General features: G+C 71.8%; 25 protein-coding genes, 1 tRNA gene and 2 pseudogenes. 19 read left to right on the top strand and 9 right to left on the bottom strand.

The window, feature by feature from the left end; genetic code table 11:
* The first annotated feature begins 79 nt into the window (after window positions 1–79).
* Window positions 80–1075 (top strand): hypothetical protein, encoded by a 996-nt coding sequence (locus AC24HA_RS13640; protein WP_425708395.1) that lies wholly within the window; start codon window positions 80–82, stop codon window positions 1073–1075.
* 236 nt (window positions 1076–1311) lie between these two features.
* On the opposite strand, the gene trxA is transcribed toward AC24HA_RS13640, so the two are convergent.
* Window positions 1312–1689, bottom strand: coding sequence for a thioredoxin (gene trxA / locus AC24HA_RS13635; protein WP_425708394.1), 378 nt, complete (start codon window positions 1687–1689; stop codon window positions 1312–1314).
* A 114-nt stretch (window positions 1690–1803) separates the two neighbouring features.
* Here trxA and AC24HA_RS13630 point away from each other — a divergent pair, with 114 nt between their 5' ends.
* The 8 genes from AC24HA_RS13630 to AC24HA_RS13595 all read left to right on the top strand — a co-directional run bounded on the left by AC24HA_RS13630 (window position 1804) and on the right by AC24HA_RS13595 (window position 7784).
* Window positions 1804–3090, top strand: coding sequence for a glutamate-5-semialdehyde dehydrogenase (locus AC24HA_RS13630; protein WP_425708393.1), 1287 nt, complete (start codon window positions 1804–1806; stop codon window positions 3088–3090).
* A gap of 177 nt (window positions 3091–3267) precedes the next feature.
* Window positions 3268–3876: a hypothetical protein gene (locus tag AC24HA_RS13625; protein ID WP_425708392.1), complete on the top strand. Its 609-nt coding sequence runs from the start codon at window positions 3268–3270 to the stop codon at window positions 3874–3876.
* Complete coding sequence (locus tag AC24HA_RS13620; protein WP_425708391.1) at window positions 3876–4676, top strand: PspA/IM30 family protein; 801 nt, start codon at window positions 3876–3878, stop codon at window positions 4674–4676. The genes AC24HA_RS13625 and AC24HA_RS13620 overlap by 1 nt, the downstream gene beginning before the upstream one ends.
* Window positions 4677–4736: 60 nt before the next feature.
* On the top strand, window positions 4737–4892 hold the full coding sequence (locus tag AC24HA_RS13615) for a hypothetical protein (RefSeq protein WP_425708390.1): 156 nt from the start codon (window positions 4737–4739) through the stop codon (window positions 4890–4892).
* Window positions 4893–4938: 46 nt separating this feature from the next.
* The gene (nadD, locus tag AC24HA_RS13610) at window positions 4939–5517 is read left to right on the top strand and encodes a nicotinate-nucleotide adenylyltransferase (protein WP_487563641.1); all 579 of its coding nucleotides are present in this window, start codon (window positions 4939–4941) and stop codon (window positions 5515–5517) included.
* The gene (locus tag AC24HA_RS13605; protein WP_425708388.1) at window positions 5517–6536 is read left to right on the top strand and encodes a hypothetical protein; all 1020 of its coding nucleotides are present in this window, start codon (window positions 5517–5519) and stop codon (window positions 6534–6536) included. Before nadD ends, AC24HA_RS13605 begins: the two co-directional genes overlap by 1 nt.
* A 76-nt stretch (window positions 6537–6612) precedes the next feature.
* Entirely contained in the window at window positions 6613–7047 is a 435-nt protein-coding gene (gene rsfS, locus AC24HA_RS13600; protein WP_425708387.1) for a ribosome silencing factor, read from the top strand.
* On the top strand, window positions 7044–7784 hold the full coding sequence (locus AC24HA_RS13595; RefSeq protein WP_425708386.1) for a histidine phosphatase family protein: 741 nt from the start codon (window positions 7044–7046) through the stop codon (window positions 7782–7784). The genes rsfS and AC24HA_RS13595 overlap by 4 nt, the downstream gene beginning before the upstream one ends.
* A gap of 3 nt (window positions 7785–7787) precedes the next feature.
* Here AC24HA_RS13595 and AC24HA_RS13590 read toward each other — a convergent pair whose 3' ends face one another.
* Entirely contained in the window at window positions 7788–8528 is a 741-nt protein-coding gene (locus tag AC24HA_RS13590; protein WP_425708385.1) for an SDR family NAD(P)-dependent oxidoreductase, read from the bottom strand.
* Between the two features lie 200 nt (window positions 8529–8728).
* On the opposite strand from AC24HA_RS13590, the gene AC24HA_RS13585 reads away from it, so the two are divergent.
* Window positions 8729–8801: transfer RNA gene (locus AC24HA_RS13585), tRNA-Ala, on the top strand.
* A gap of 54 nt (window positions 8802–8855) precedes the next feature.
* Here the strand turns inward: AC24HA_RS13585 and AC24HA_RS13580 are convergent.
* Window positions 8856–9302: an integrase core domain-containing protein gene (locus AC24HA_RS13580; protein WP_487563520.1), complete on the bottom strand. Its 447-nt coding sequence runs from the start codon at window positions 9300–9302 to the stop codon at window positions 8856–8858.
* Between the two features lie 56 nt (window positions 9303–9358).
* Here AC24HA_RS13580 and AC24HA_RS13575 point away from each other — a divergent pair.
* The 6 genes and pseudogenes from AC24HA_RS13575 to AC24HA_RS13550 all read left to right on the top strand — a co-directional run bounded on the left by AC24HA_RS13575 (window position 9359) and on the right by AC24HA_RS13550 (window position 13737).
* Window positions 9359–10521 (top strand): annotated as a pseudogene (locus AC24HA_RS13575) (IS3 family transposase).
* Between the two features lie 139 nt (window positions 10522–10660).
* A pseudogene (locus AC24HA_RS13570) lies at window positions 10661–10774 on the top strand (TetR family transcriptional regulator); the annotation flags it as partial.
* Window positions 10775–10786: 12 nt separating this feature from the next.
* Complete coding sequence (locus AC24HA_RS13565; RefSeq protein WP_487563640.1) at window positions 10787–11212, top strand: acyl-CoA-like ligand-binding transcription factor; 426 nt, start codon at window positions 10787–10789, stop codon at window positions 11210–11212.
* Between the two features lies 1 nt (window position 11213).
* The gene (locus tag AC24HA_RS13560) at window positions 11214–11933 is read left to right on the top strand and encodes an ABC transporter ATP-binding protein (RefSeq protein ID WP_425710299.1); all 720 of its coding nucleotides are present in this window, start codon (window positions 11214–11216) and stop codon (window positions 11931–11933) included.
* Window positions 11930–12682 (top strand): ABC transporter permease, encoded by a 753-nt coding sequence (locus AC24HA_RS13555; protein WP_425710298.1) that lies wholly within the window; start codon window positions 11930–11932, stop codon window positions 12680–12682. Before AC24HA_RS13560 ends, AC24HA_RS13555 begins: the two co-directional genes overlap by 4 nt.
* A 104-nt stretch (window positions 12683–12786) precedes the next feature.
* Window positions 12787–13737, top strand: coding sequence for a helix-turn-helix transcriptional regulator (locus AC24HA_RS13550; RefSeq protein WP_487563519.1), 951 nt, complete (start codon window positions 12787–12789; stop codon window positions 13735–13737).
* Window positions 13738–14004: 267 nt separating this feature from the next.
* Here the strand turns inward: AC24HA_RS13550 and AC24HA_RS13545 are convergent, their stop codons facing one another.
* On the bottom strand, window positions 14005–14859 hold the full coding sequence (locus AC24HA_RS13545; protein ID WP_425710254.1) for a helix-turn-helix domain-containing protein: 855 nt from the start codon (window positions 14857–14859) through the stop codon (window positions 14005–14007).
* A gap of 81 nt (window positions 14860–14940) precedes the next feature.
* On the opposite strand from AC24HA_RS13545, the gene AC24HA_RS13540 reads away from it, so the two are divergent.
* Both AC24HA_RS13540 and AC24HA_RS13535 read left to right on the top strand, forming a co-directional pair.
* Window positions 14941–15351 (top strand): DUF6157 family protein, encoded by a 411-nt coding sequence (locus tag AC24HA_RS13540; RefSeq protein WP_425710253.1) that lies wholly within the window; start codon window positions 14941–14943, stop codon window positions 15349–15351.
* Between the two features lie 66 nt (window positions 15352–15417).
* A complete protein-coding gene (locus AC24HA_RS13535; protein ID WP_425710252.1) occupies window positions 15418–15906 on the top strand; it encodes a RidA family protein in 489 nt (162 codons plus the stop codon).
* Between the two features lie 35 nt (window positions 15907–15941).
* Here the strand turns inward: AC24HA_RS13535 and AC24HA_RS13530 are convergent, their stop codons facing one another.
* From AC24HA_RS13530 to AC24HA_RS13520, 3 genes are read right to left on the bottom strand one after another with little or no spacing between them, the layout of a single operon-like run.
* Window positions 15942–16718, bottom strand: coding sequence for an alpha/beta fold hydrolase (locus AC24HA_RS13530; protein ID WP_425710251.1), 777 nt, complete (start codon window positions 16716–16718; stop codon window positions 15942–15944).
* Entirely contained in the window at window positions 16715–17263 is a 549-nt protein-coding gene (locus AC24HA_RS13525) for a hypothetical protein (RefSeq protein ID WP_425710250.1), read from the bottom strand. The genes AC24HA_RS13530 and AC24HA_RS13525 overlap by 4 nt, the downstream gene beginning before the upstream one ends.
* A gap of 2 nt (window positions 17264–17265) precedes the next feature.
* A complete protein-coding gene (locus AC24HA_RS13520; protein WP_425710249.1) occupies window positions 17266–17814 on the bottom strand; it encodes an HXXEE domain-containing protein in 549 nt (182 codons plus the stop codon).
* Between the two features lie 51 nt (window positions 17815–17865).
* Between AC24HA_RS13520 and AC24HA_RS13515 the strand changes: the two genes are divergently transcribed.
* On the top strand, window positions 17866–18471 hold the full coding sequence (locus AC24HA_RS13515; protein WP_425710248.1) for a TetR/AcrR family transcriptional regulator: 606 nt from the start codon (window positions 17866–17868) through the stop codon (window positions 18469–18471).
* 37 nt (window positions 18472–18508) lie between these two features.
* Here the strand turns inward: AC24HA_RS13515 and AC24HA_RS13510 are convergent, their stop codons facing one another.
* Window positions 18509–19318 (bottom strand): hypothetical protein, encoded by an 810-nt coding sequence (locus tag AC24HA_RS13510; RefSeq protein ID WP_425710247.1) that lies wholly within the window; start codon window positions 19316–19318, stop codon window positions 18509–18511.
* Between the two features lie 81 nt (window positions 19319–19399).
* Window positions 19400–20239, bottom strand: coding sequence for a PaaX family transcriptional regulator C-terminal domain-containing protein (locus tag AC24HA_RS13505; RefSeq protein ID WP_425710246.1), 840 nt, complete (start codon window positions 20237–20239; stop codon window positions 19400–19402).
* Between the last annotated feature and the right edge of the window lie 20 nt (window positions 20240–20259).

Raw genomic sequence — 20259 nt, 5'->3', positions numbered from 1 at the left:
CCCGCCCGCACGACTCCCGGTCATCGCACAGCCGTCGGCGCAGCCGCCGACGGCGGGAACCCGTGAGGACCCTCCTGCCATGAGCACCACACTGATCTCTGCCCGAACCGCCACGTCCACGACGACGAACGGCCCCGTGACGACCAGCCCGACGACCACCCCCGCGACGACGGGCACCGCGATCCGCCGGACCCCGGCTGCGCAGGCGCGGCCCACGACGCCGACCGCTCCGGCACAGTCCGGCGCCCGCCCGGCATCGGGACGGATCGGCGGCGCGATCGTCGTCGACCTGTCGGGCCTCGGCGCGGCCGTCACCGACCCCGAGGCCGACCTGCCCGTCGACACCGCCGACCTGCCCCGGCTCGCCCGGCATGCCCACGCGGCGCGCCAGACGGGCCTGACCGAGGTCGCGCTCTCGCCCGCGTTCCACCTGCGCTCGGACGCGCCGTGGCGCACCGACGCCGGATCCGACGCCCGGCGCACGGGCGAGCGCCTCACCGATGCCGGCGTCGACGTCCTCCTGCCCGGAGGCACGGACGCGCACGGCGCCGGGTCCGTGCCGGCCGGCGCGGGCCTCACCGCCGACTCGGCGCGCCACGCCGCCGCGACACGGGCCTCCGCGAGCCGTGCGCGCACCGCGGGCGTCACCCGGGCGCCGGCCGGTACCCGCGTGCGTCCCGCGCCCTACGTCAACGCCGTGGACGAGGGCCTGGCCGCGGGGCGCGCCGGCGGCACGGTCGTCGTACGGGCCGTCCACCACGAGCGGGTGCGCGAGTTCGTCGCCGCCGTCCGGCGTGGCGCGGCCGAGGCCGGCGCGGAGGTGCGCGTGCTCGTGGAGCTCCACGTGGCGATCGCCGATCGCCGCGAGCGGGCGCTGGCCCGGACCGAGCTCGTGGCCGACATCGCCGCCGTCGAGCAGCGGGACCTGCCCTGGACGGGATCCGCCGCCATCATCGGCTCGCCCGAGGACGTGCTGGCGGAGGCGCGCGGCTTCGCCGACCTCGCCGATGGCCTGGTCCTCGTCCCGATCTCGGTGCCCGCCGACCTCACGGCAATCCTCACCCACCTCGCCTGATCGGCATCCGCCCGCCCTGTGTGGCGAGTGAGCGGAGTTCTGTCCGGTGACGGGCGTGCCGAACTTTGCTCGGCGAGTGAGCGCGGTTCTGTCATGTGTGCAGCCGCGGTGGGACAGCTGTCCGTCCGACGAACGACGAAGCGCCGTCCCTCCGGTCGTGGAACCGGAGGGACGGCGCTTCGTCGTCAGGTCGGTCGCGCGGCAGAACCGCGCTCACTCGCCAGGCGGAACCGCGCTCACTCGTCGGAGTGGCCGGCCTCGTGCTCGGCGATCTGCTTCCTGATCTCGTCCATGTCCAGCTCACGGACGGCGGTGAGGATCTGCTCGAGGTTCTTCGCGGGGACGGCGCCCGGCTTGTTGTAGACGAGCACCCCGTCGCGGAACGCCATGAGCGTGGGGATCGACGTGATCTGCAGCTGGGCGGCGAGCTCCTGGTTCGCGTCCGTGTCGACCTTTGCGAAGGTGACGTCCGGGTTCTCCTCGGAGACCTTCTCGTAGACCGGGCCGAACTGCTTGCACGGCCCGCACCAGTCGGCCCAGAAGTCCACGAGCGTGATGCCGTCGCCGGTGATCGTGCTCTGGAAGTCGTCCTGCGTGATCTGAGTGGTCGCCATGTGGCGCTCCCTTCGTCCGTGGGCGTGCCCGCCGCGGGCGGAGCACGTCTTCCACCCCGTCCAACCGAGGAGACCCCCGGGCCATTCCCGGGCCCTCGGAGGTAGTTTGCGCACATGACTTCTCCCACCGACGTCGACGTCCGCGAGGCCGTCCGCGCGATCTGCGCCGAGGCGAAGGAGGCCGGTCGTGCGCTCGCCACCGCGACGCGCGCCACCAAGGACGCCGCGCTCGACGCCATGGCCGACGCCCTGGTCGCCGGCTCCGCCCGGATCGTCGCCGCCAACGCGACCGACCTCGAGCGCGGCCGCACCTCCGGCATGAGCCCGGGCCTCCTCGACCGCCTCGCCCTCGACGAGACGCGCATCGCCGCGATCGCCGATGCCCTGCGCGAGCTGGCCGCCCTGCCCGACCCGGTCGGCGAGGTCGTCCGCGGCTCCACGCTGCCCAACGGACTGCGCCTGCGGCAGGTGCGCGTGCCCATGGGCGTGGTCGGGATGATCTACGAGGCACGCCCGAACGTCACGGTCGACGCCGCCGGGCTGGCCGTGAAGTCTGGCAACGCCGTCGTGCTGCGCGGCGGCTCGGCCGCGGCGTCCTCCAACGAGGTCATCGTCGAGATCCTCGGCGAGGCGCTGCTCGCGGTCGGCCTGCCCGCCGAGGCCGTGCGGTCCGTCGACGCCCACGGGCGGCAGGGCGCCGTCGAGCTCATGCGCGCCCGCGGCCTCGTCGACGTCCTCGTCCCGCGCGGGGGAGCGGGCCTCATCCAGACCGTCGTCGCCGAGGCGTCCGTGCCGGTCATCGAGACCGGCGTCGGCAACGTCCACGTCTACGTCGACGCGAGCGCCGATCTCGACCAGGCCGTGCCGATCATCCTCAACTCCAAGACCCAGCGGGTGGGCGTGTGCAACGCGGCCGAGTCGCTCATCGTCCACCGCGACGTCGCCGAGGAGCTCCTTCCCACGCTCTACGCGGCGCTGGCGGAGAAGGACGTCACGGTCCACGGCGACGAGACAGCGCACCGGCTCGCGGAGGGCGGCACGGTGCGGTACGAGCCCGCCACCGACGAGGACTGGGGCACGGAGTACCTCTCGGCCGACCTGGCCGTGCGCGTGGTCGACTCCCTCGACGAGGCCCTCGACCACATCCGGCGGTGGTCCTCGGGCCACACGGAGGTCATCCTCACGCGAGACACCACCTCGGTGCACCGCTTCACCACGGAGCTCGACGCCGCAGCCCTCATCGTCAACGCCTCCTCGCGGTTCACCGACGGCGGCCAGTTCGGCCTCGGCGCGGAGATCGGGATCTCCACGCAGAAGCTGCACGCCCGCGGCCCGATGGGCCTGGGCGAGCTGACGACGACGACGTGGATCGTCGAGGGCCAGGGCCAGATCCGTGAGTAAGGGCCAGGGCCAGATCCGCGAGTAGCAGGCCCGGCCAGCAGGCCCCGGCGCGTCGGCGTCGTCGGCCGTCGGCGAATCCGGCGGCCGCGGGCGACGCCGTCCCCGTATCCTGGTCGGGCAGCCGTCCGGTCACACGCCGTCGGCCGTCCCGCCCACCCGCAACGTGCAGGAGATCAGATGCCCGAGGTCGTCGAGGTCCTGCTGTGGATCGCCGGCATCGGCGCGGCCACGACCGCGGTCGGGGTGGGCAGCGTCTGGTACGGCGTGCGGCGGCTCTCACGCAGCAAGGGCATGCGGCGCCGTATCGAGCAGGGCGAGCTCAACGTCCGGGCACTGTCCTCGGACCCGACCGTGCGCGAGGTCGCCAAGCACCGCCTCGCGATGCGCCGCTCGACCGACGCGACCGACCGGGCCCTGGAGGCCGCGCGCGAGGCGGGCCGTACCGTCGGGGACCTCCCGCAGGTCGCCGCGGACCTCGAGCGCGCCTACCGGGAGATCGACGACGACCTGCGGGTCGTGGAGAACGAGCCCGACGCCGGCATGCGGCACCGCCTGCTCACGGACCTCCTGCCGGACATCCGGACGCACGAACGACTCTCCGGGGACCTGCGCCGCTCGCTGCTGCACTCGCGCTCGTCGTCCTCCACCCCGGCCCTGCGCCGCGCAGCCGACGACCTCATGCTCGAGGCCCAGGCGCTCGGCGCGCTGGGCGACGGCGAGGAGCGCCGCACCGAGCACGAGTCGGACCGCGTGCGGCGCTCGCGCCGCCGCTCCGAGGACGACTGATGGGCGTCGGCCGGCGGATCTTCGGCATCGGCCGGGCCGAGGGCAACGACCGCCGCCGGCGCCGCCGCGAGGCGAAGAACCCGCCGCCGGACCCCGCCACCGAGATCGCCGAGGCCGTCCGCCGCCAGCGCGCCGCCGTCGACGACGCGCGTCGGGCCGTCGGCGAGCTGACCGTCCAGCGCCGCCGCACCGAGCTCCTCCACGAGCGTGCCGAGCTCGAGGTCGAGGGGCACGAGCGGGCGGCGGCCATCGCCGTCGAGCAGGGTGACGACGCGGCGGCGCGGGCTGCGCTCGGCCGCGCGCTCGAGGCCGCGGCGCCGCGCGACCGGCTGGCCGACCAGCTGGCGGTGCTGCGCAACAAGGAGGAGGACCTGCGGGCCGGGGTGGGCCGGCTCGAGGCGCAGGTCCATGAGGTCGAGTCCCGGCGTCGGGCGCTAGCGGCCGACCGGGAGGCTGCCCGCGCCTCCGCGACCATCGCGCAGGCGATGCGCACCGACGTGCCCGGCTCGACGGCGGAGGCCGTCCGCGCGGCCGAGCGCGAGGTCCACGAGCTCGAGGGTCGCCAGGCCGCGTACGAGGAGCTGGCCTGGACGGACTCCGGCTCGCACCAGGTCCACGACGCCTTCGACCGGCTCGGCCGCGAGGCCCGGATCGAGGCCGAGCTGCGGCGCCTGCACGGCTGGGACCACGGGGGAGACCGCAGCGGCGACCACGGCAGCGACCACGGGCCGGGCCACGGGAGAGACCGCGGCGGCCAGCGCGGGGGAGGGCCGGGCGAGATCGGCCGAGGACCCGCCTGACAACCCCGCGCGAGCTGCCGTGCGACACTGGCTCCCGAACTCGAACGAAGGAGACCTCCGATGGCCAGCTCGCTGGTGCGCACGTCCGCCCACACCGCTGCGGAGCCGATGGCGACCGACCTCAACGCCTACGTCGGCGGCGTGATCATGCTCGCGATCCTGCTCATGCTCCTGCTCGTCACCTGGGCGTTCCGCTCGATCAGGACGCGCCACTGACGTGAACGCCCGCTCCCACCGGGGACGCCGACGCCGCGTCGGCCTCATGGGCGGAACGTTCGACCCGATCCACCACGGCCACCTCGTCGCCGCCTCGGAGGTCCAGCACCTCCTCGACCTCGACGAGGTGCTCTTCGTGCCGACCGGCGTGCAGCCGTTCAAGCGGGACCGCAAGGTCACCGAGGCCGAGCACCGCTACCTCATGACGAACATCGCGACGGCGTCGAACCCGCGATTCACCGTCTCGCGCGTGGACATCGACCGCGGCGGCGACACCTACACGATCGACACCCTGCGGGACGTGCACGCGCAGATGCCCGACGCCGAGCTGTACTTCATCACCGGCGCCGACGCCCTGTCCCAGATCCTGGCCTGGAAGGACGCGGACGAGCTGTGGGAGCTCGCGACGTTCGTCGGCGTCACCCGGCCCGGTCACGACCTCGTGGCGGAGGGCCTGCCCGAGGATCGCGTCAAGCTCCAGGAGGTGCCAGCCATGGCCATCAGCTCCACCGACTGCCGCAGGCGGGTCCAGGAGGACAAGCCCGTCTGGTACCTCGTGCCCGACGGCGTGGTGCAGTACATCGCCAAGCACCGCCTGTACATCGACCCCTCGACGGTGGCGTGATGAACGAGGGACCGGTCACGCGTCGCTGGCTGCGCGAGCAGGCCGCGCGGGAGGCCGCACAGATGGCCGAGGACGCCAAGCGGGACGCCGCGGCGCAGCGCACCGGCAGCCCGGAGGACCGCGCGCGGGCCGCGCTCGACGCCTCGGCCGCGAGGGCCCCGGCCGGCCGGGAGGACTCGGAGCGTGGCACCGCTGCACACGGCTCAACCGGGCCGACCGACGCCGAGGTGCAGCCGGCGGGCACCGACCCCGGCGCGACCCACGAGCCCGAGGGCAGGCACGACCTCGGGGCCACGCACGAGCCCGAGGACACCTGGACGCCGGGACCGGCCGTGGGTGCCGGCGCCGGCCACGGGACCGCGCCGGCCCAGGGCCAGGCCGCGAGCCGGGTGCGCGCCGCGGACGGCGAGAGCGCGGCCGACATGCCCGTCACCGCCGGACCGGAGGGAACGGCGGTGCGTCCGTTCGCCGCCGTCCCGCCGGAGCCCGCGCCCTCCGACGGGGCCAGCGGCGATGGGGCCCGCGGCGACAAGACCCCCGGCGATGAGGCCCGCGGCGACGGGGCCGCCGCGGCGGCGCCGCCGCCCCCGCCGGCTCCGGAGGACGAGGTCCTCGCGACGGCCGTCCGTCCCGCCGTCGCCGGAGGCGCCGCGGGTGCTGTGGGTGCTGTGGGTGCCGCGGCCGCCGGTGCGGCCACCGGCACGAGGCCCGACGACGTGCGCGCCGACGCCGGGCCGGCCGGCGGCGGGCCTGGCCGCGATGCGCCTGGCGGTGACGAGCAGGCCGGTGACGAGCCGGTGAGCGGCAGCGACGAAGGGACACCGGTGGCGACCACCCAGCGCGGACGGGCCGCCGGTGCAGCGCCGGCGACGAACGGCCGTACGACGACGAAGGGCCCGCGCGGCAAGCGCCCCGTCCGTCGCGTGCGGTGGTGGCGCGGGCTCGCCATCATCGTCCTGCTGGCGGCGATCTTCTTCGGCGTCGGTGCCGCCGTCGGGCTCTACCTGTTCGGCCGCTGAGGGACGGGCGGGCGCAGCCCCGCGCAGCGCCGACACCGTAGGATCGGGGCCACCTGTTCCCGAACCGAGGAGATCCGTGGCCGCCGACGAGCGATCCCGCCACCTGGCGAACGTAGCCGCACGAGCCGCCGCATCGAAGAAGGCCGAGGAGATCATCGCGCTCGACGTCTCCGAGCGCCTCGTCCTCACCGACGTTTTCCTCGTGGCCTCCGGCTCGAACGAGCGCCAGGTGCGCGCCATCGTCGAGGCGATCGAGGAGGCACTCGCCGCCGAGGGGGCGAAGCCCGTCCGCACGGAGGGTCTGACGGAGTCCCGCTGGGTGCTCGTGGACTACACCGACGTCATCGTCCACGTGCAGCACACCGAGGATCGCCAGTTCTACGCGCTCGAGCGCCTGTGGGGCGACTGCCCGGTCGTGCCCGTCGACGTCGAGGACGTCGTCGTCGACGAGACCACCCCGGGAGCCGAGGACGGACCGTACCGGGCGACCGGGCTCGGGACCGGCCAGTGACCGCCCGCGCGCTCGTCCTGCTGCGGCACGGGCAGACCGACTACAACCACGCCATGCGCATGCAGGGCCAGATCGACATCCCGCTCAACGACACCGGGCGGCAGCAGGCCGAGCGTGCCGCCGAGGTGCTCGGCGGCGCGGACCTCACCCGGATCGTCAGCTCCGATCTGTCGCGCGCGCTCGAGACCGCACAGATCCTCGGGCGGGCGGCCGGGCTGGACGTCACCACCGACGAGGGCTTCCGCGAGCGCGGCTTCGGGCTGTGGGAGGGCCACACGCACGAGGAGCTCCAGGCCGGCTGGCCCGAGCAGTACGACCACTGGCGGGCGGGCCGGGATCCCGAGGGGATCGGCGTCGAGTCCCGGGCGGGCGCGGGGGAGCGGGTCGGGCTCGCTCTGCGCGCGGTCGCCGAGGCGGCCGACGACGGCGAGATCGTCGCGGTCGTCGCGCACGGCGCCGCGATCACCCTCGGCATCGCCCACATCCTCGACATGGGTGCGCACTCGTACTGGCTCGGCGGCATGGGGAACTGCCACTGGTCCGTCGTGGCGCAGAACCCGGGGCGCGAGCCGGCGTGGCGCCTCGGCGTGCACAACATCGGCGTCGACCTCGTGCCGCGGCCGCACCGCACGATCCTCGACCGCGCCTCCGAGACCAAGGACCACGGGGACCAGCAGGTCACCGGCGGCTCCGGCCGCCCCACGCAGGCCGACCAGACGGGCGTGCCCGGGCGCTGAGCGTCAGCCGGCGGTCCGGGCGCCGTCGATCACCCAGAGCTGCCCGGACACGTGCGAGGCCTCCTCACTGGCGAGGAACGCCGCGACGTTCGCCATCTCCGACGCCTCGCCGACGCGCCCCTGCGGGACCTGCGCCGCGAGCGTCGCGTTGAGCTCGTCGCCGAGACCGTCGAGCCACGGGGTGCGCGTGACGCCGGGGCCGATGGCGTTGACGCGGATGTTCTGCTGCGCGTACTCGAGCGCGGCCGTCTTCGTCATCATGACGACGGCGCCCTTGGAGGTGATGTAGGCGGCAGCGGACGGGGTGGCGAGGACGCCGCCGATCGAGGCCGTGTTGACGATCGAGCCGCCGCCGCGCTCGACCATGAGGCGCAGCCCGACCTGCAGCACGCGGAAGAACTGGCGGACGTTGATGCGCATGACGCGGTCGAAGTCCGCCATCGGGTACTCGTGCGTGAGCAGCGCGGGTCCGTTGACGCCGACGTTGTTGGCCAGCACGTCGATCCCGCCGTGGTCCTCTCGGAGGTAGGTCTCCAGCGCGTCGATCGCGTCGTCGTCGTCGACGTCGAGCTGGTAGGGGAGAGCGAGCTCGCCCAGGCGCGCCGCGACCTCGTCCTGCCGGCCGCTGACGTCCGCCAGGACGACCGTCGCGCCCTCGGCGACGAACTTCGTGGCGATCGCCTCACCGATGCCTGATCCTGCTCCCGTCACGAGTGCGGTCCTGCCCTCGAGCCTGCCGGTCATGATGCCGTCCCTTCGTGGAGTGGTAGCTCCAACCTATGCCGCTGACCTGGTCGGATACCGGGACGAACGACCCAACCCGGGGCTGACCGACCGCGCGTGCGCGTGACGGCGGCGTGCGCGGGATCACGCACCGAGGGGACGTCGTGATTGGCTCGCCGGCCGGGCGGTGACATAGACTCGTCCTCGCCCTTCGGGGCCCCGGGGCTATGGCGCAGTTGGTAGCGCGCTTCCATGGCATGGAAGAGGTCGGGGGTTCGAATCCCCCTAGCTCCACCCTGTGTGATGTCCCAGGACATCGAGAACGGCTGAACCCCCGGTGTCGGGGGTTCAGCCGTTTTTTCGTTGGTAGGTGTGTGCGGGGTTCAGGGTGTGTTCGCTGAGGATCTCGCCAGTGGAGGCGTCCAGCACGGTGGCGTGGTCGTTGTGGACCAGGCAGGTGATCTCGGTGCGGGCGTGGGCGCGGCCGATGCCGAGGTGCAGCATGCGGCCGCTGTGGCGCAGGCTGATCTTTCCGTCGCGGTCGACGGTGTCGTAGCGCACTCGCCACAGGTCGGGGTCGCCGGGCGGGGTGGGGGTCGCCGGGGGGATGAGCTGGTAGGCGTGGGCGGGGGTCTGTCGGCCGATGCCGCGATGAGGGCGGTCGTTGTTGTAGTAGTCGCGGAAGTCGTCGAGTTCGTCCTGGAGGTGGGCGAGGGTGTCGGCTGGCCGGGTGGCGAGGCGCTTGTTCAGGGTCTGCCAGAAGCGTTCGATCTTGCCCTGGGGGGTCTGCTGCACGGATAGGTGACACCTGATCTGTGGTGCCGGAAGGTGCTGCTGGAAGGATGTCGATCGTGCCCAGACCTCATCCCAAGGAGTTCCGCGACGATGTCGTGGCCGTGGCCCGCCGCGGGGACGCTCCGATCAAGGACATCGCATGAGACTTCGGGATCAGCGAGTCCTGCCTGCGTAACTGGCTACAGGCCGCCGATGTCGAGGACGGCAACCGCCCCGGCGTGACCCGGAGCGAGTCGGCCGAGCTGCGCGAAGCGAAGAAGCGTGTCCGCCTGCTCGAGCAGGAGAACGAGGTCCTGCGCCGCGCAGCGGCCTACCTCTCTCAGGCGAACCTGTCGGGGAAATGATGTACCCGCTCGTAAAGGAGCTCGCCGCTGACAGGATCCCTGTCGCGGTGACGTGTCGGGTCCAGGGGCTCGCCCGCCAGCCCTACTACCGCTGGCTCGCCACCCCGGTCACCGACCGTGATCTCGAGCAGGCCTACCTCGCGAACGCCTTGTTCGATGCTCACCGGGACGATCCGGAGTTCGGGTATCGCCTGCTGGCCGACGAGGCCCGCGAAGCGGGGCACGTCGCGTGTGATCGCACGGTCTGGCGGACCTGCCGGGACAACCGGTGGTGGAGCGTGTTCGGCAAGAAGCGCAACGCGAACGGCAAGCGGCCCGGCCCGCCGGCCCATGACGATCTCGTCGAGCGGGACTTCACGGCCACCGCTCCCAACGAGCTGTGGCTGACCGATATCACCGAGCACCCCACCGGTGAGGGCAAGATCTATCTCTGCGCGACCGGGGACGTCTACTCGGGACGGATCGTGGGGTACTCGATCAGCGATCGCATGAAGACCCGCCTCGCGGTCGACGCTCTGGTATCGGGGGTCTCCCGCCGCGGCGGTGATGTCGCCGGTTGCGTTGTGCATTCGGACCGCGGCTCCCAATTCAGGTCGCGCCGATTCCTGGCCGCCCTACGCTGCCACGACCTCGTGGGCTCGATGGGCCAGGTCGCCTCCGCGGGGGACAACGCCGCGATGGAGTCCTTCTTCTCGCTCCTGCAGAAGAACGTCCTGAACCGCCGTCGTTGGGCCACTCGGGCCGAGCTGCGGATCGCGATCGTGACCTGGATCGAACGGACTTACCACCGCCGAAGGCGACAGGACCGGCTCGGTCGCCTGACCCCCATCGAGTACGAGACCATCATGACCACTCAGATCGCACTCGCGGCCTGAGAACACCTGTCACGTATCCGTGCAGCAGACCCAGTCACCACCAGTAGCCTGCGTTCATTCATTCAGAAGAAACAGGGCGTGCTCGTTCTCAGGATGCGGGAGTCTGGGTCTTGACTTCGATACGTTAGTAACTAACATTATGAACATGGGTCGTTGGGAGAGGACGCACGAGGCGTTGAGACAGGCAGCGTTGGAGCTGTTCGTCCAGCGTGGGTATGACGCGACGGGAACCGCGCAGGTTGCTGAGCGTGCGGGCGTGAGCGAGATGACCCTGTTCCGGCACTTCCCGACGAAAGAGTCCCTTGTGGTGGCCGACTCGTTCGATCCACTCATGGCTGACGCCGTGCGGGTGCGCCCTGCCGATGAGTCGTTGATGCGTGCGCTGGCTGAGGGGGTCAGGGCCGCGTGGACGCAGGTGGAGGACGCGGACGTCGAGGCGTTGCGTGAGCGGCTGCGGATCATCGCTCAGACCCCGACACTGCGCGGAGCAATCGAACGCGGCAGCGAGGCCACGATCACGGCCCTGGCGGGTGCCCTGGTGGATCGTGGAGCGAACGAAGTGCGGGCTCGCGTCGCGGCAGCGGCAGTGATCGCCGGGCTGAGCACGGCACTGTTGGAATGGGAGCGGACAGAGCAGACCGGACTGGACGCCGCGCTAGGTTCCGCCCTCGATGTGCTCGGAGGTGGATGACATGCTCGCCTTCGAGAACGTCACCCGCCTGTTTCAGGGCGGGGCGGGCGTGAGTGACCTGACCTTTCGGGTTGAGCCGGGCGAGATCGTCGCTCTGATTGGGCTGAACGGTGCGGGCAAGACAACACTGATGCGGCTTGCGCTCGGGATGCTCCGCCCGCAACAGGGCGCATTACAAGTACAGGGTCACACATTGGATCGGGTTCCTGCGGATGGGTGGGCGCAGGTAGGTGCGCTGATCGAGGTTCCACTGGCCTACCCGGAACTGACGGTGCGCCAGAATCTCCGTATCGCGTGCCTGCTGCACGCGGGCGACCCTGAGCGTGTCGAGGACTCGGTCGTGGTGTGGCGTCTTGGCCCGGTCGCTGATCGCCGGTTCCGTCGCCTCTCGCTGGGGAATCGGCAGCGGGTCGGTCTTGCCGCCGCGTTGCAGCACGACCCTCGGTTGATCGTGCTGGACGAGCCGAGCAATGCGCTGGATCCTGCTTCGGTCATCTTGCTGCGCGAGCAACTGATGCGTCGGGCACGCGCGGGAGCGGCGATTCTGGTCAGCAGTCACCATCTGGACGAGGTGGCGCGGATCGCTGACCGCGTGCTGTTGATGAACGCGGGCCGGTTGATCGGTGAACTCGATACCACGGGTAGCGACCTCGAACGCGCGTTCTTCGAGCGCATCCGCCAAGACGATGAGCGGCGCGGGGCTGCGGAGGCGCCTCGATGAACGCCGCATTCCGTGTGGAAACGCTCAAGCTGACCCGCTCGCTGGTTGGTGTGATCGCCACGCTCGCGATCGTGCTCGGCATGGTCGGCTTGCTCGGCGGGATCACCGCTGGTGTTGCCGGTGGGAACCCGGAGATGATCGCGCAGGCTGGGCCAGCGGCCTCGTTGGATTGGGGCGGTTTGCTCGCGGGCGCGGCGCAGATCACGGCTGTTACTGCGCTCCTCGGATTCGGGATCGTGCTGGCCTGGATGTTCGGGCGTGAGTTCTCAGATGGCACCATCACCGGCCTTTTTGCCCTGCCTGTCGGCCGCACGCGCATCGCACTTGCCAAGCTGACCGTGTACCTGCTCTGGGCGATGCTGGTCAGCACCGCCGCTGTGCTTGGCGTGTTCGTCCTCGGGCTGCTGATCGGCTACGGGGCACCGGATAGCGGCACCTGGGCTGCGCTCGGGCGGCTGTGGGCGTTGGCGATGTTCTCCGCTGGCCTCGCGATCCCGGTCGCGTGGATCGCCACTGTCACCCGTTCGCTGCTCGCCGGGGTTGCCAGCACGATCGCGCTGATCGTCCTCGCGCAAGTCGGTGCCCTCGCCGGGGCCGGGGGCTGGATGCCGCTCGCTGCTCCCGCACTCTGGGCCATGTCGGACGGCACCGCCGTACCTCCGACGCAACTCGCCCTCACAGCAGGGTGCGCTGTCGTTTTCATCGCACTGGTGTGCTGGTCGTGGTCACGCCTCCAACTCGACCGCTGATCCCCGGACGATGGTGCGTCATGGCGACGGAGGATAGGCCAAGAGTCGTCGCAACTCGCACGAGTACGAGTCGCCGCGAGACACCGCCAGTCGCCTACGACCATGTGCGGCTGGTCTTCATCCGTGACGGTTCAGTAATCCCCCGCAATGAGTTCACACTTGAACCGATCACGGTGGGTCATGTCGCGCTGATCGCCCCCAACGCGCGTTTCGGGTATGAGCCCGAGGGCTGGGCAACCGTGACGACGCTGCTATTGGACACGGACTACCTGATCGAGCATCTGTTCTGGCAGCACCTCGAACTGATCCCTGACCGCGAAGCTGCACGCGAGCTGGCGGCAAAGCTCTATCCCAACGAAATCCAGATGCTCCATGTGGGAGAGGCAGAAAACACACGACTGGGCTTGCTCCTTGACGAAGTAGCCGACCTCACCGAAGCAGCCCCCTCGGCCAGTGGCTACTTCCGAACTCACGCCCTCGTGTTCACGGTACTCGCCACTCTCGCCCCGTACATCCGTCACGCGCCCGTCCCGGTGCCGCCGCTCACCTCACGACAGCGGGCCGTGCGGGTAGCGCCTCCGCGCTGGCGAGCGTTCCAACCTGTGCGCCGAGAGATTGCGCGCACGGCGGCGCTCATCCAGAACGACATTGCGCGGCGCTGGTCACTGTCCGAGCTCGCGGCGCACGCCTGTCTCTCCACCAGTCGGTACGGCCAACTGTTCAAGGAATCGTTCGGGGTAACACCGCTCACCTATCTGTCGATCCTGAGGGTGCAGGAAATGGCGCGCCTGATCCGCGAGACAGACCTGCTCATCGGCACAATCACCGATCGAGTCGGATGGTGCCAGCATTGCGGACACGCGACGCTCGTGTTCCGCCGCTACATGGGAGTGACACCATTCGAGTACCGGCACTACGGCCCACCGACCGCGAGCCACGAGGGGCCGGGCTTGGGAGCTGTCACCGGGTCTTCGCCCACACCGTGCCCCGGTGAACCTCGAAGCGACGCGCCAGCGCGTTCACGCTCACGCCCTGGGCGCGGGCTGTTCGCATAGCGTCCACTTCCTTCTCTGTGAGGCGTGTTCGAGGTCGTTTCTTTGGTTCCGTCGACGCTCCGATCAACGGGTCATTGGCCCCGTCCTCGGACTCCGCATCGCCACAGATGCCCTGATTCCACGCGGAAACAAGCCTCTCAACCCGCGGTCGCCTGTTCCCGCAGCGTTCCATTGCGTCCACCCGATCGCTTGAGCCGCGACACCGTCGACAGACGGGGTCGCGGCTCTCGTCGTTCCACGACGTGCTCGTCGCCGGGGCCGCGCAGATCAGGCGGACAGCTCGCCGGCCGCCCGTCGGTAGGCGCCGGGCGTGATGCCCGTGGCGGCGCGGAAGTCGCGGGTGAGATGCGACTGGTCGGTGTAGCCCAGATCGCCGGCGATCACGGCCAGATCGTCACCGGGCCGGGTCAGCAGCGCGCGGGCGACCTCCTGGAGCCGGATCCGGCGACTCAGCCATTTCGGGCCGTGCCCCAGCGTGTCGACGCAGGCGCGCTGGATCGTGCGCTCGCTGCACGCGAACCGCTCGGCGAGGGTGGCTCCCGTCCTGTGGTGGACGCGCTCGCGCAGCTCGTCGAGGACGTCGTTCGCCAGCAGGCCCGCCGCGGTCGGCGCTCGATCCGTGAGCGCCCACGTGATCGCCTCGTCCGCGGCCCGCGCCTGCTCGCGCGGAGCGGTGCCGCCCGCGATGCTCCGGGCCCGCGCGTGCAGGCGCTCGTCCAGCTCTGCCGTGAGCGGCACCGTCGCGTCCGCCACCAGCGCGGGGGAGAAGTCGCCGAGCACACCGAGTCCCGCCGGTCGCAGCCTGACCGCGAACACCCGCCCTGTTCCGCGGATGGTGCGCCGCCACGCACCGCCCTGCACCCCGGTGACCACGAGCGGGGCAGGCACGTCGCCCTCCTCGACGGTGAGCGTCACTGCCGGCAGGTCGATGATCGGCTGATCCAGCTCCTCGCGCTCGTCCAGCGCCCAGGAGACGTGCCAGTACTGGTCGACCACCGCCGACACGGCCGGATCCGGCGTGATCCACCCCGCCGCATAGCGCGCCAGCCGGTCCGGGTAGAGCACGCCGGACCGCTCCGAGGAGGCGATCGGGTCCTCCCGTGGATCACCCGCGACGGTCATGGCGTCCATCCTCCCAGGCAGCCCCCGGAGTCTGTCGCTTTCCTGCTATCGCTGCCCGTCCGTGCCGACGACACTGACGCCATGGGAAGCACCAACTACGCCGGAACGTTCATCCAGGTCGCGGACGACTGCCCGGTCGATACGGCCGAGCGACCACCGTCGGGCGGCCGGGCGCCGACCGTCGCGGCACTGCAGTACGAGCTGATCTCCGAGCATCCGTACGAGCTCACCAGCGACGATGTCGTGTTCGAGGTGCACGGGATCCGGCAGTCCGTCCCCGCCGAGTCGCGCGCGGAGGCGCGGGCCGCGTTCTTCACCAAGGGGCAGCCGTGCCTGCGGTCCTCCCCGCTGGGCAAGCGCTACGGGTGGGGCATCCACCACGACGCCGACAGCCGCGTGGCCCTCGTGCCGCTCGGTTCCGACGAGTACGCGGCCCTCGCCGCCGACCCGGCGCTGAAGCAGGTCAAGGCGATGCGTTCGAAGCGTGCCTGACCCTGCCCTCATCGGTGGGCCGCCCCGGTGCCGCCTACTGTGGGGCGGAGCGATCGAGGAGGCCGCATGACGCACCATGTGCCGGAGACCGAGGCGACGCGCACCGGCGGGCCGGTGCCGGGTGGAAGCTCGGGGCGGATGACACGGGACGACGATGAACGGCCCGGTCGGCTGATCCGGCCGCTGGAGCCCGCGCGTGACTTCGACTCGCCCCTCCACAGTCAGGGCGCGCTGGTGGTGGGCGCCGATCGCCTGGCGTTCGTGTCGGGGCAGGTGGGTGTGCGGCCGGGCGGCTCGATGGGCGCGGACCTCACGGAGCAGACACTCATCGCGTTCGAGAACGTCGAGCGGGTGCTGGCGGAGGCGGACCTCGGCATGCCCGATGTCGCCTCGTTGCGGATCTACCTCACCTCGCACGACGCGATCCCCGAGTTCACGGAGACGGCGCGAGGCTGCCTCTGTGGGCACCGGCCGGCGTCGACGCTCCTCGTCGTCGAGCACCTGGCGAACACCGCGCTGCTGGTCCAGGTCGAGGCGATCGCGGCCGGCCGCTGACCGGTTGCCCGGTCGCGCGCCCGGTCCGCCACCGGCTACGCGATCTCGCGGACGGCGTCAGCGACGGCCGCGGACTCCCGCCGCAGGATCTTGGCGTGGTTGGTGGGCACCGTCGCGAAGACAGCGATGTTCGGCCGACGGTCCAGCACCGGGTCGAGGGTGGCGCGCACCTGTGCCATCTCCTCGTCGTCGGTGCCGAGGTGACCGCCGGTCGCGACGACGTACCTCACGGGAGCCTCGATGCCGTCCAGCACGGGCTCGAGGGTGCTCAGCAGCTCGTTGACCTCGATGTTGACCTCGGCGTGCTGCTCGGCGCTCATCCGCGCCGCGAGTCCCATCCGGCTCGCGACCGGGAGGATCCACCGCATGCGGCGGAAGAGCCGGCGGAGGCGGGCACGTGCCTCGTCGTCGATCCAGTCGTAGGGCATGGCCCCGTCGACGGCGACCACCCCGGCGGTGCGGTCCGGGTGGCGATGCGCCCAGTGCACGGCCAGCGTCGCCCCGTAGGACCATCCGGCCAGCACGGGGCGTTCCACGCCGGTCGCGTCGAGCACGGCCTCGAGGTCGCGCAGGCAGGCCTCGAACGAGTAGTCGGCGGAGCGCCGCGAGCGGCCGCGTGCCCGCTCGTCGTAGCGGATGTGCCGCCAGTCCGTGGTCCCGAGCTCGGCGACCACCCGGTCCCAGTGGCGCAGGTCGGCGTACGCGCCGTTGAGGTAGACCACCGGCGTGCCGGGTCCGCCGGTGTCGGTGGCGAACAGCGCGGTGTCCTCGACCGGGATCATGCCGGTCCACGGTGCGTCCGGGCGCGTCATGAGCGGTGCTCGTCGTCGTGGGTGGGTGCGTGGACCCGGGTCGGGACCGAGCGACGGCGGTGCGCCCGCAGGAGGCCGTCGAGGCTGTCCCAGATCGCGACGACCGCGACGAGGAGCAGGAACAGCTCGGTGAGGTCGGACAGGTCGCCGAGGCTTTCGTCGCTCGCCCCGAACCGCCCGGGCGGTGTCGGTGCGAAGAGGGCGCCCGCCACCGCCAGCCCGATGAGCGCCGCGGCCCCTGCGGCGTTGACCGCGGTGTTGACGAGGGCCACCGGCATCGTCCACCGACGTCGCGCCCAGGCCACCGCGCTGCAGGCGATGCTGCCGGCGAGCGTGGCCACGAGGACGGCCTTCCAGACCGGGTGGAGCTCCGGGTCGAGGACCTGGAGCTGCTGCCCGTCGTCGGCGACACCGACGAGCTGCCACAGGAGGACCGCCAGCACGGCGGTGCCGAGGACGATCGACATCACGAGGCCGGGCGGACGCGGGTCGATCTCGACGGGGGACCGGCCCGACGGCGGGGCGGGGTGCTGCGTCGTCCCCATCGTCACGCCACCGTCCCGGCAAGAGCGGTGAGCGCGGCCGCCAGGGCGAAGGCCCCGGCCGTGAGCCCGACGGCCGCCAGGACCGTCAGCACGACGGTCGACGCCGTCCAGCTGACCGGGGGAAGAGCCCGGGCCAGGACCACCCCGAGGGGCACGAGCAGGGCGACGCCGGTGACGACCCCGGGCATCGGGCTCCACGAGAGGAGGCTGAGCAGGGCGTGGCTCGCGCCGTTGACCGCCAGCGCGCAGGTGAGGCACACGAGGGCGGTGGCGCTCCATCGCGGCCGGGTGAGGACGGCGACGGCGGCGAGCCCGAGAACGGCGAGCGTGACGAGGGCGAGCACGAGTGCGAACTCGGCTCCGTCGCCGTGCAGCGATCGTCCTGGCAGCCAGGGATGACCGGCGATCCACCCGGTCATGTCGAGGTACCACTCCTCGGTGTTGTGCAGCACGACCACGAGCGCCGTCGTGATCCACGGCAGCGTCAGGCGGTGCTGCCCGACCTCGGTGGGTGCGTCCTCGGGTGCAGGTGCGGCGAGCATCTGTCTCATGAGCCAGCCTTACGTTTGTATGGGTAGGTCATACGACTGTAAGGTGGTGGCATGGCAGATGCAAGGGACGGCAGGGAACGCCTGGCCGAGGCGCTGACCCGGGTGGTGGCCCGGGGCGGTGTCGCGGGGGTGAGCGTGCGAGCCGTGGCGTCCGAGGCCGGCGTCAGCGGCGGCACCGTGCAGCACTACTTCCGCACCCGCGCCGAGATGATCCGGTACGCGATGGAGTGGATCTCCGGCCGGGTCGAGCACCGCCTCTCCGGGGTCTCTCGCTGGGGGGACGTGCGGGTGTGGACCCGGCAGATCCTGCTCGAGCTGCTGCCGTTGGACGAGCAGCGGCAGCGCGAGCACGCGGTGTGGCTGGCGTTCGTCGCGCACGCCGGGACCGACCCCTCGCTCGTCGGGCTGAGGCGCCGCACCGACGAGAAGCTCGTCGAGCTCTACGCCCGCATCGTGCGTGCACGGCGCTCGCTCCCGCCTGCCGCCGACGTCGGGGCCGAGGCAGTTGTCGCCCAGGACGCCCTGCTGCTGCAGGCGTTGCTGGACGGTCTCTCGCTGCGCCTCACCGTGATGCCGCCCGACGAGGCGCGGCGCCGCGGTCCGGTCCTTCTCGACCGCTACCTGGAACTGGCCGTCGACGTATCGGAGCAGGCCTGAGCCGGCCGACCACGCCGTGCCCGGCGCAGGCCGCCGGCTACGGCCAGATCCAGCCCTGCGTAAGGACGATGTTTCCGGCGACGAGCGCGGCCAGCAGCACGAGCCCGCCCACCGGCGGCCAGCCGATCGCGGGCGGGGTCTCGGCGTCGGCCCGCTTCGCGCGGAACATCATCGACATCGGTGCGAACACCCCGAGCGACACCGCGGCAGCCAGGACGGCGACGACCGTCGCGGGGTCGTCCACCGCTGCCAGCAGGACGTAGCCCGCCATGAGGACGAGGAAGCCGCCGGTGCCGATGAGCCAGGGCCAGACCGTCATGTCGGTCCGGTCCTGGACCGTGGCGGCGAGCCCGCGGATCGGCACGGAGAAGGCCCAGGCCGTCAGGGGCAGGCACGCCCACCCGACGACCGTCGCGGCGACGTAGGCGGCGGGCGGTGCGTTCAACAGCTCGAACGCCTGCGCGGTGTCCCCGACGTCGAGGATCGCGGTGACCTGCAGGTATCCGAAGGCCTCCTGCAGGCTGGTGAACACCGTCCACAGCCACACCAGGCGCCAGAACGGCCGCGTGCGGAACGGGGTGTAGACCCGGTCGACGACGACCCCGGCTACCCCGGTGAGCAGGCTGAACGCCGGGCCGGCGAGCAGCTCGACGACGGCCTGGTTGGTCGACAGCTCCGGGGTGAAGCTGACGGCGAACGGCAGCTGGGTCGGTCGGCTCCCGTAGAGGGCGCCCACGACGGCGTGGCTGGTCTCGTGCAGGGCCACCATGATCGTCGTGCCGATGACGAACGCGAGGCTGGTGCCGAGGATGAGGTGGGCGCGGCTCACAGTCCGGGCTCGATCCATGTCGAGATCCTTGCACGTCGGAGACGCAAACGACACAGGTTGACGGACCAGGATCGTGAGGGGCCTGGATCTCGCGCAGGTTCAGCCGGCCTCGGACAGGCGTGCGTCGAGGTGGCGCCGGGCGGGCGGGCCGAGCACCTCGTGGACCTGGCCGAGGAGCGAGGTGAGCTCGGGCTGACGCCACCCCTCGGGGAGCAGCTCGGCCGGCAGCGGCGGCACGACGACGAGTGCGCGGTAGACCGGCAGCGTGAGCCCGGCCAGCCGACGCATCGCCGCCGCCCCCGTCGGCCGGCCGTCCCGGTCGCGGGCAAGGGCGTTGCTCAGCCGCGTGACCTGCCGGCCCAGGTGACGGTCGAGGGAGGCCAGCTCCCACGCCTCGGCGGCGGCCGCGCGCGCCTCGGCCGGGCGGAGCCGGAGCGTGACCGGGTAGACCGTCATCGCCTCGGGCAGGGTCGCGGTGAACGGCTCGAGGGTCTCCCACCGGTCGTCGACGCCGATGAGCAGGCCGGGCCGAAGGGTGGCGTAGCCGGCGAGCACTGCCTTGGTGCGCAGCCTGTCGCGGTGGTTGCGCAGCCGTTCGGGCGCGCTGTAGAGGATTCCGGCGAACTCGCCCGTCCACTCCCGTTCCGCCGGCCCATGACCGGGGTGGCCGAGGCTGCGTGCGTGCCGGAACCCGCTCGCGGTCAGCCCGGCCAGTCGGTAGTCCGTGATGCGACCGGTGCGCGCTCCCGTGATCTCGCCGGCGGCCCGCATCCGGGCGATCGCGCTGCGCGTGGCGCTCGCGCCGATGCCGAGGTCGGCCAGCAGCGCGACGAGCGCCGGGCCGGGGAGCGAGTCGCGGGCCGAGAGCCCGAACAGGAAGCTGATGAGCGAGGCGATCGACGGTGCGCGCTGCGCGGGCAGCCCTCGCCGGTCGGACATCCGCCCACTGTATTCGGGGC

It is taken from the genome of Georgenia sp. Z1491 (assembly GCF_057652395.1).
Note: the sequence above shows the minus strand (reverse complement) of the source record. Positions and strands in the feature narration are given on the sequence as shown.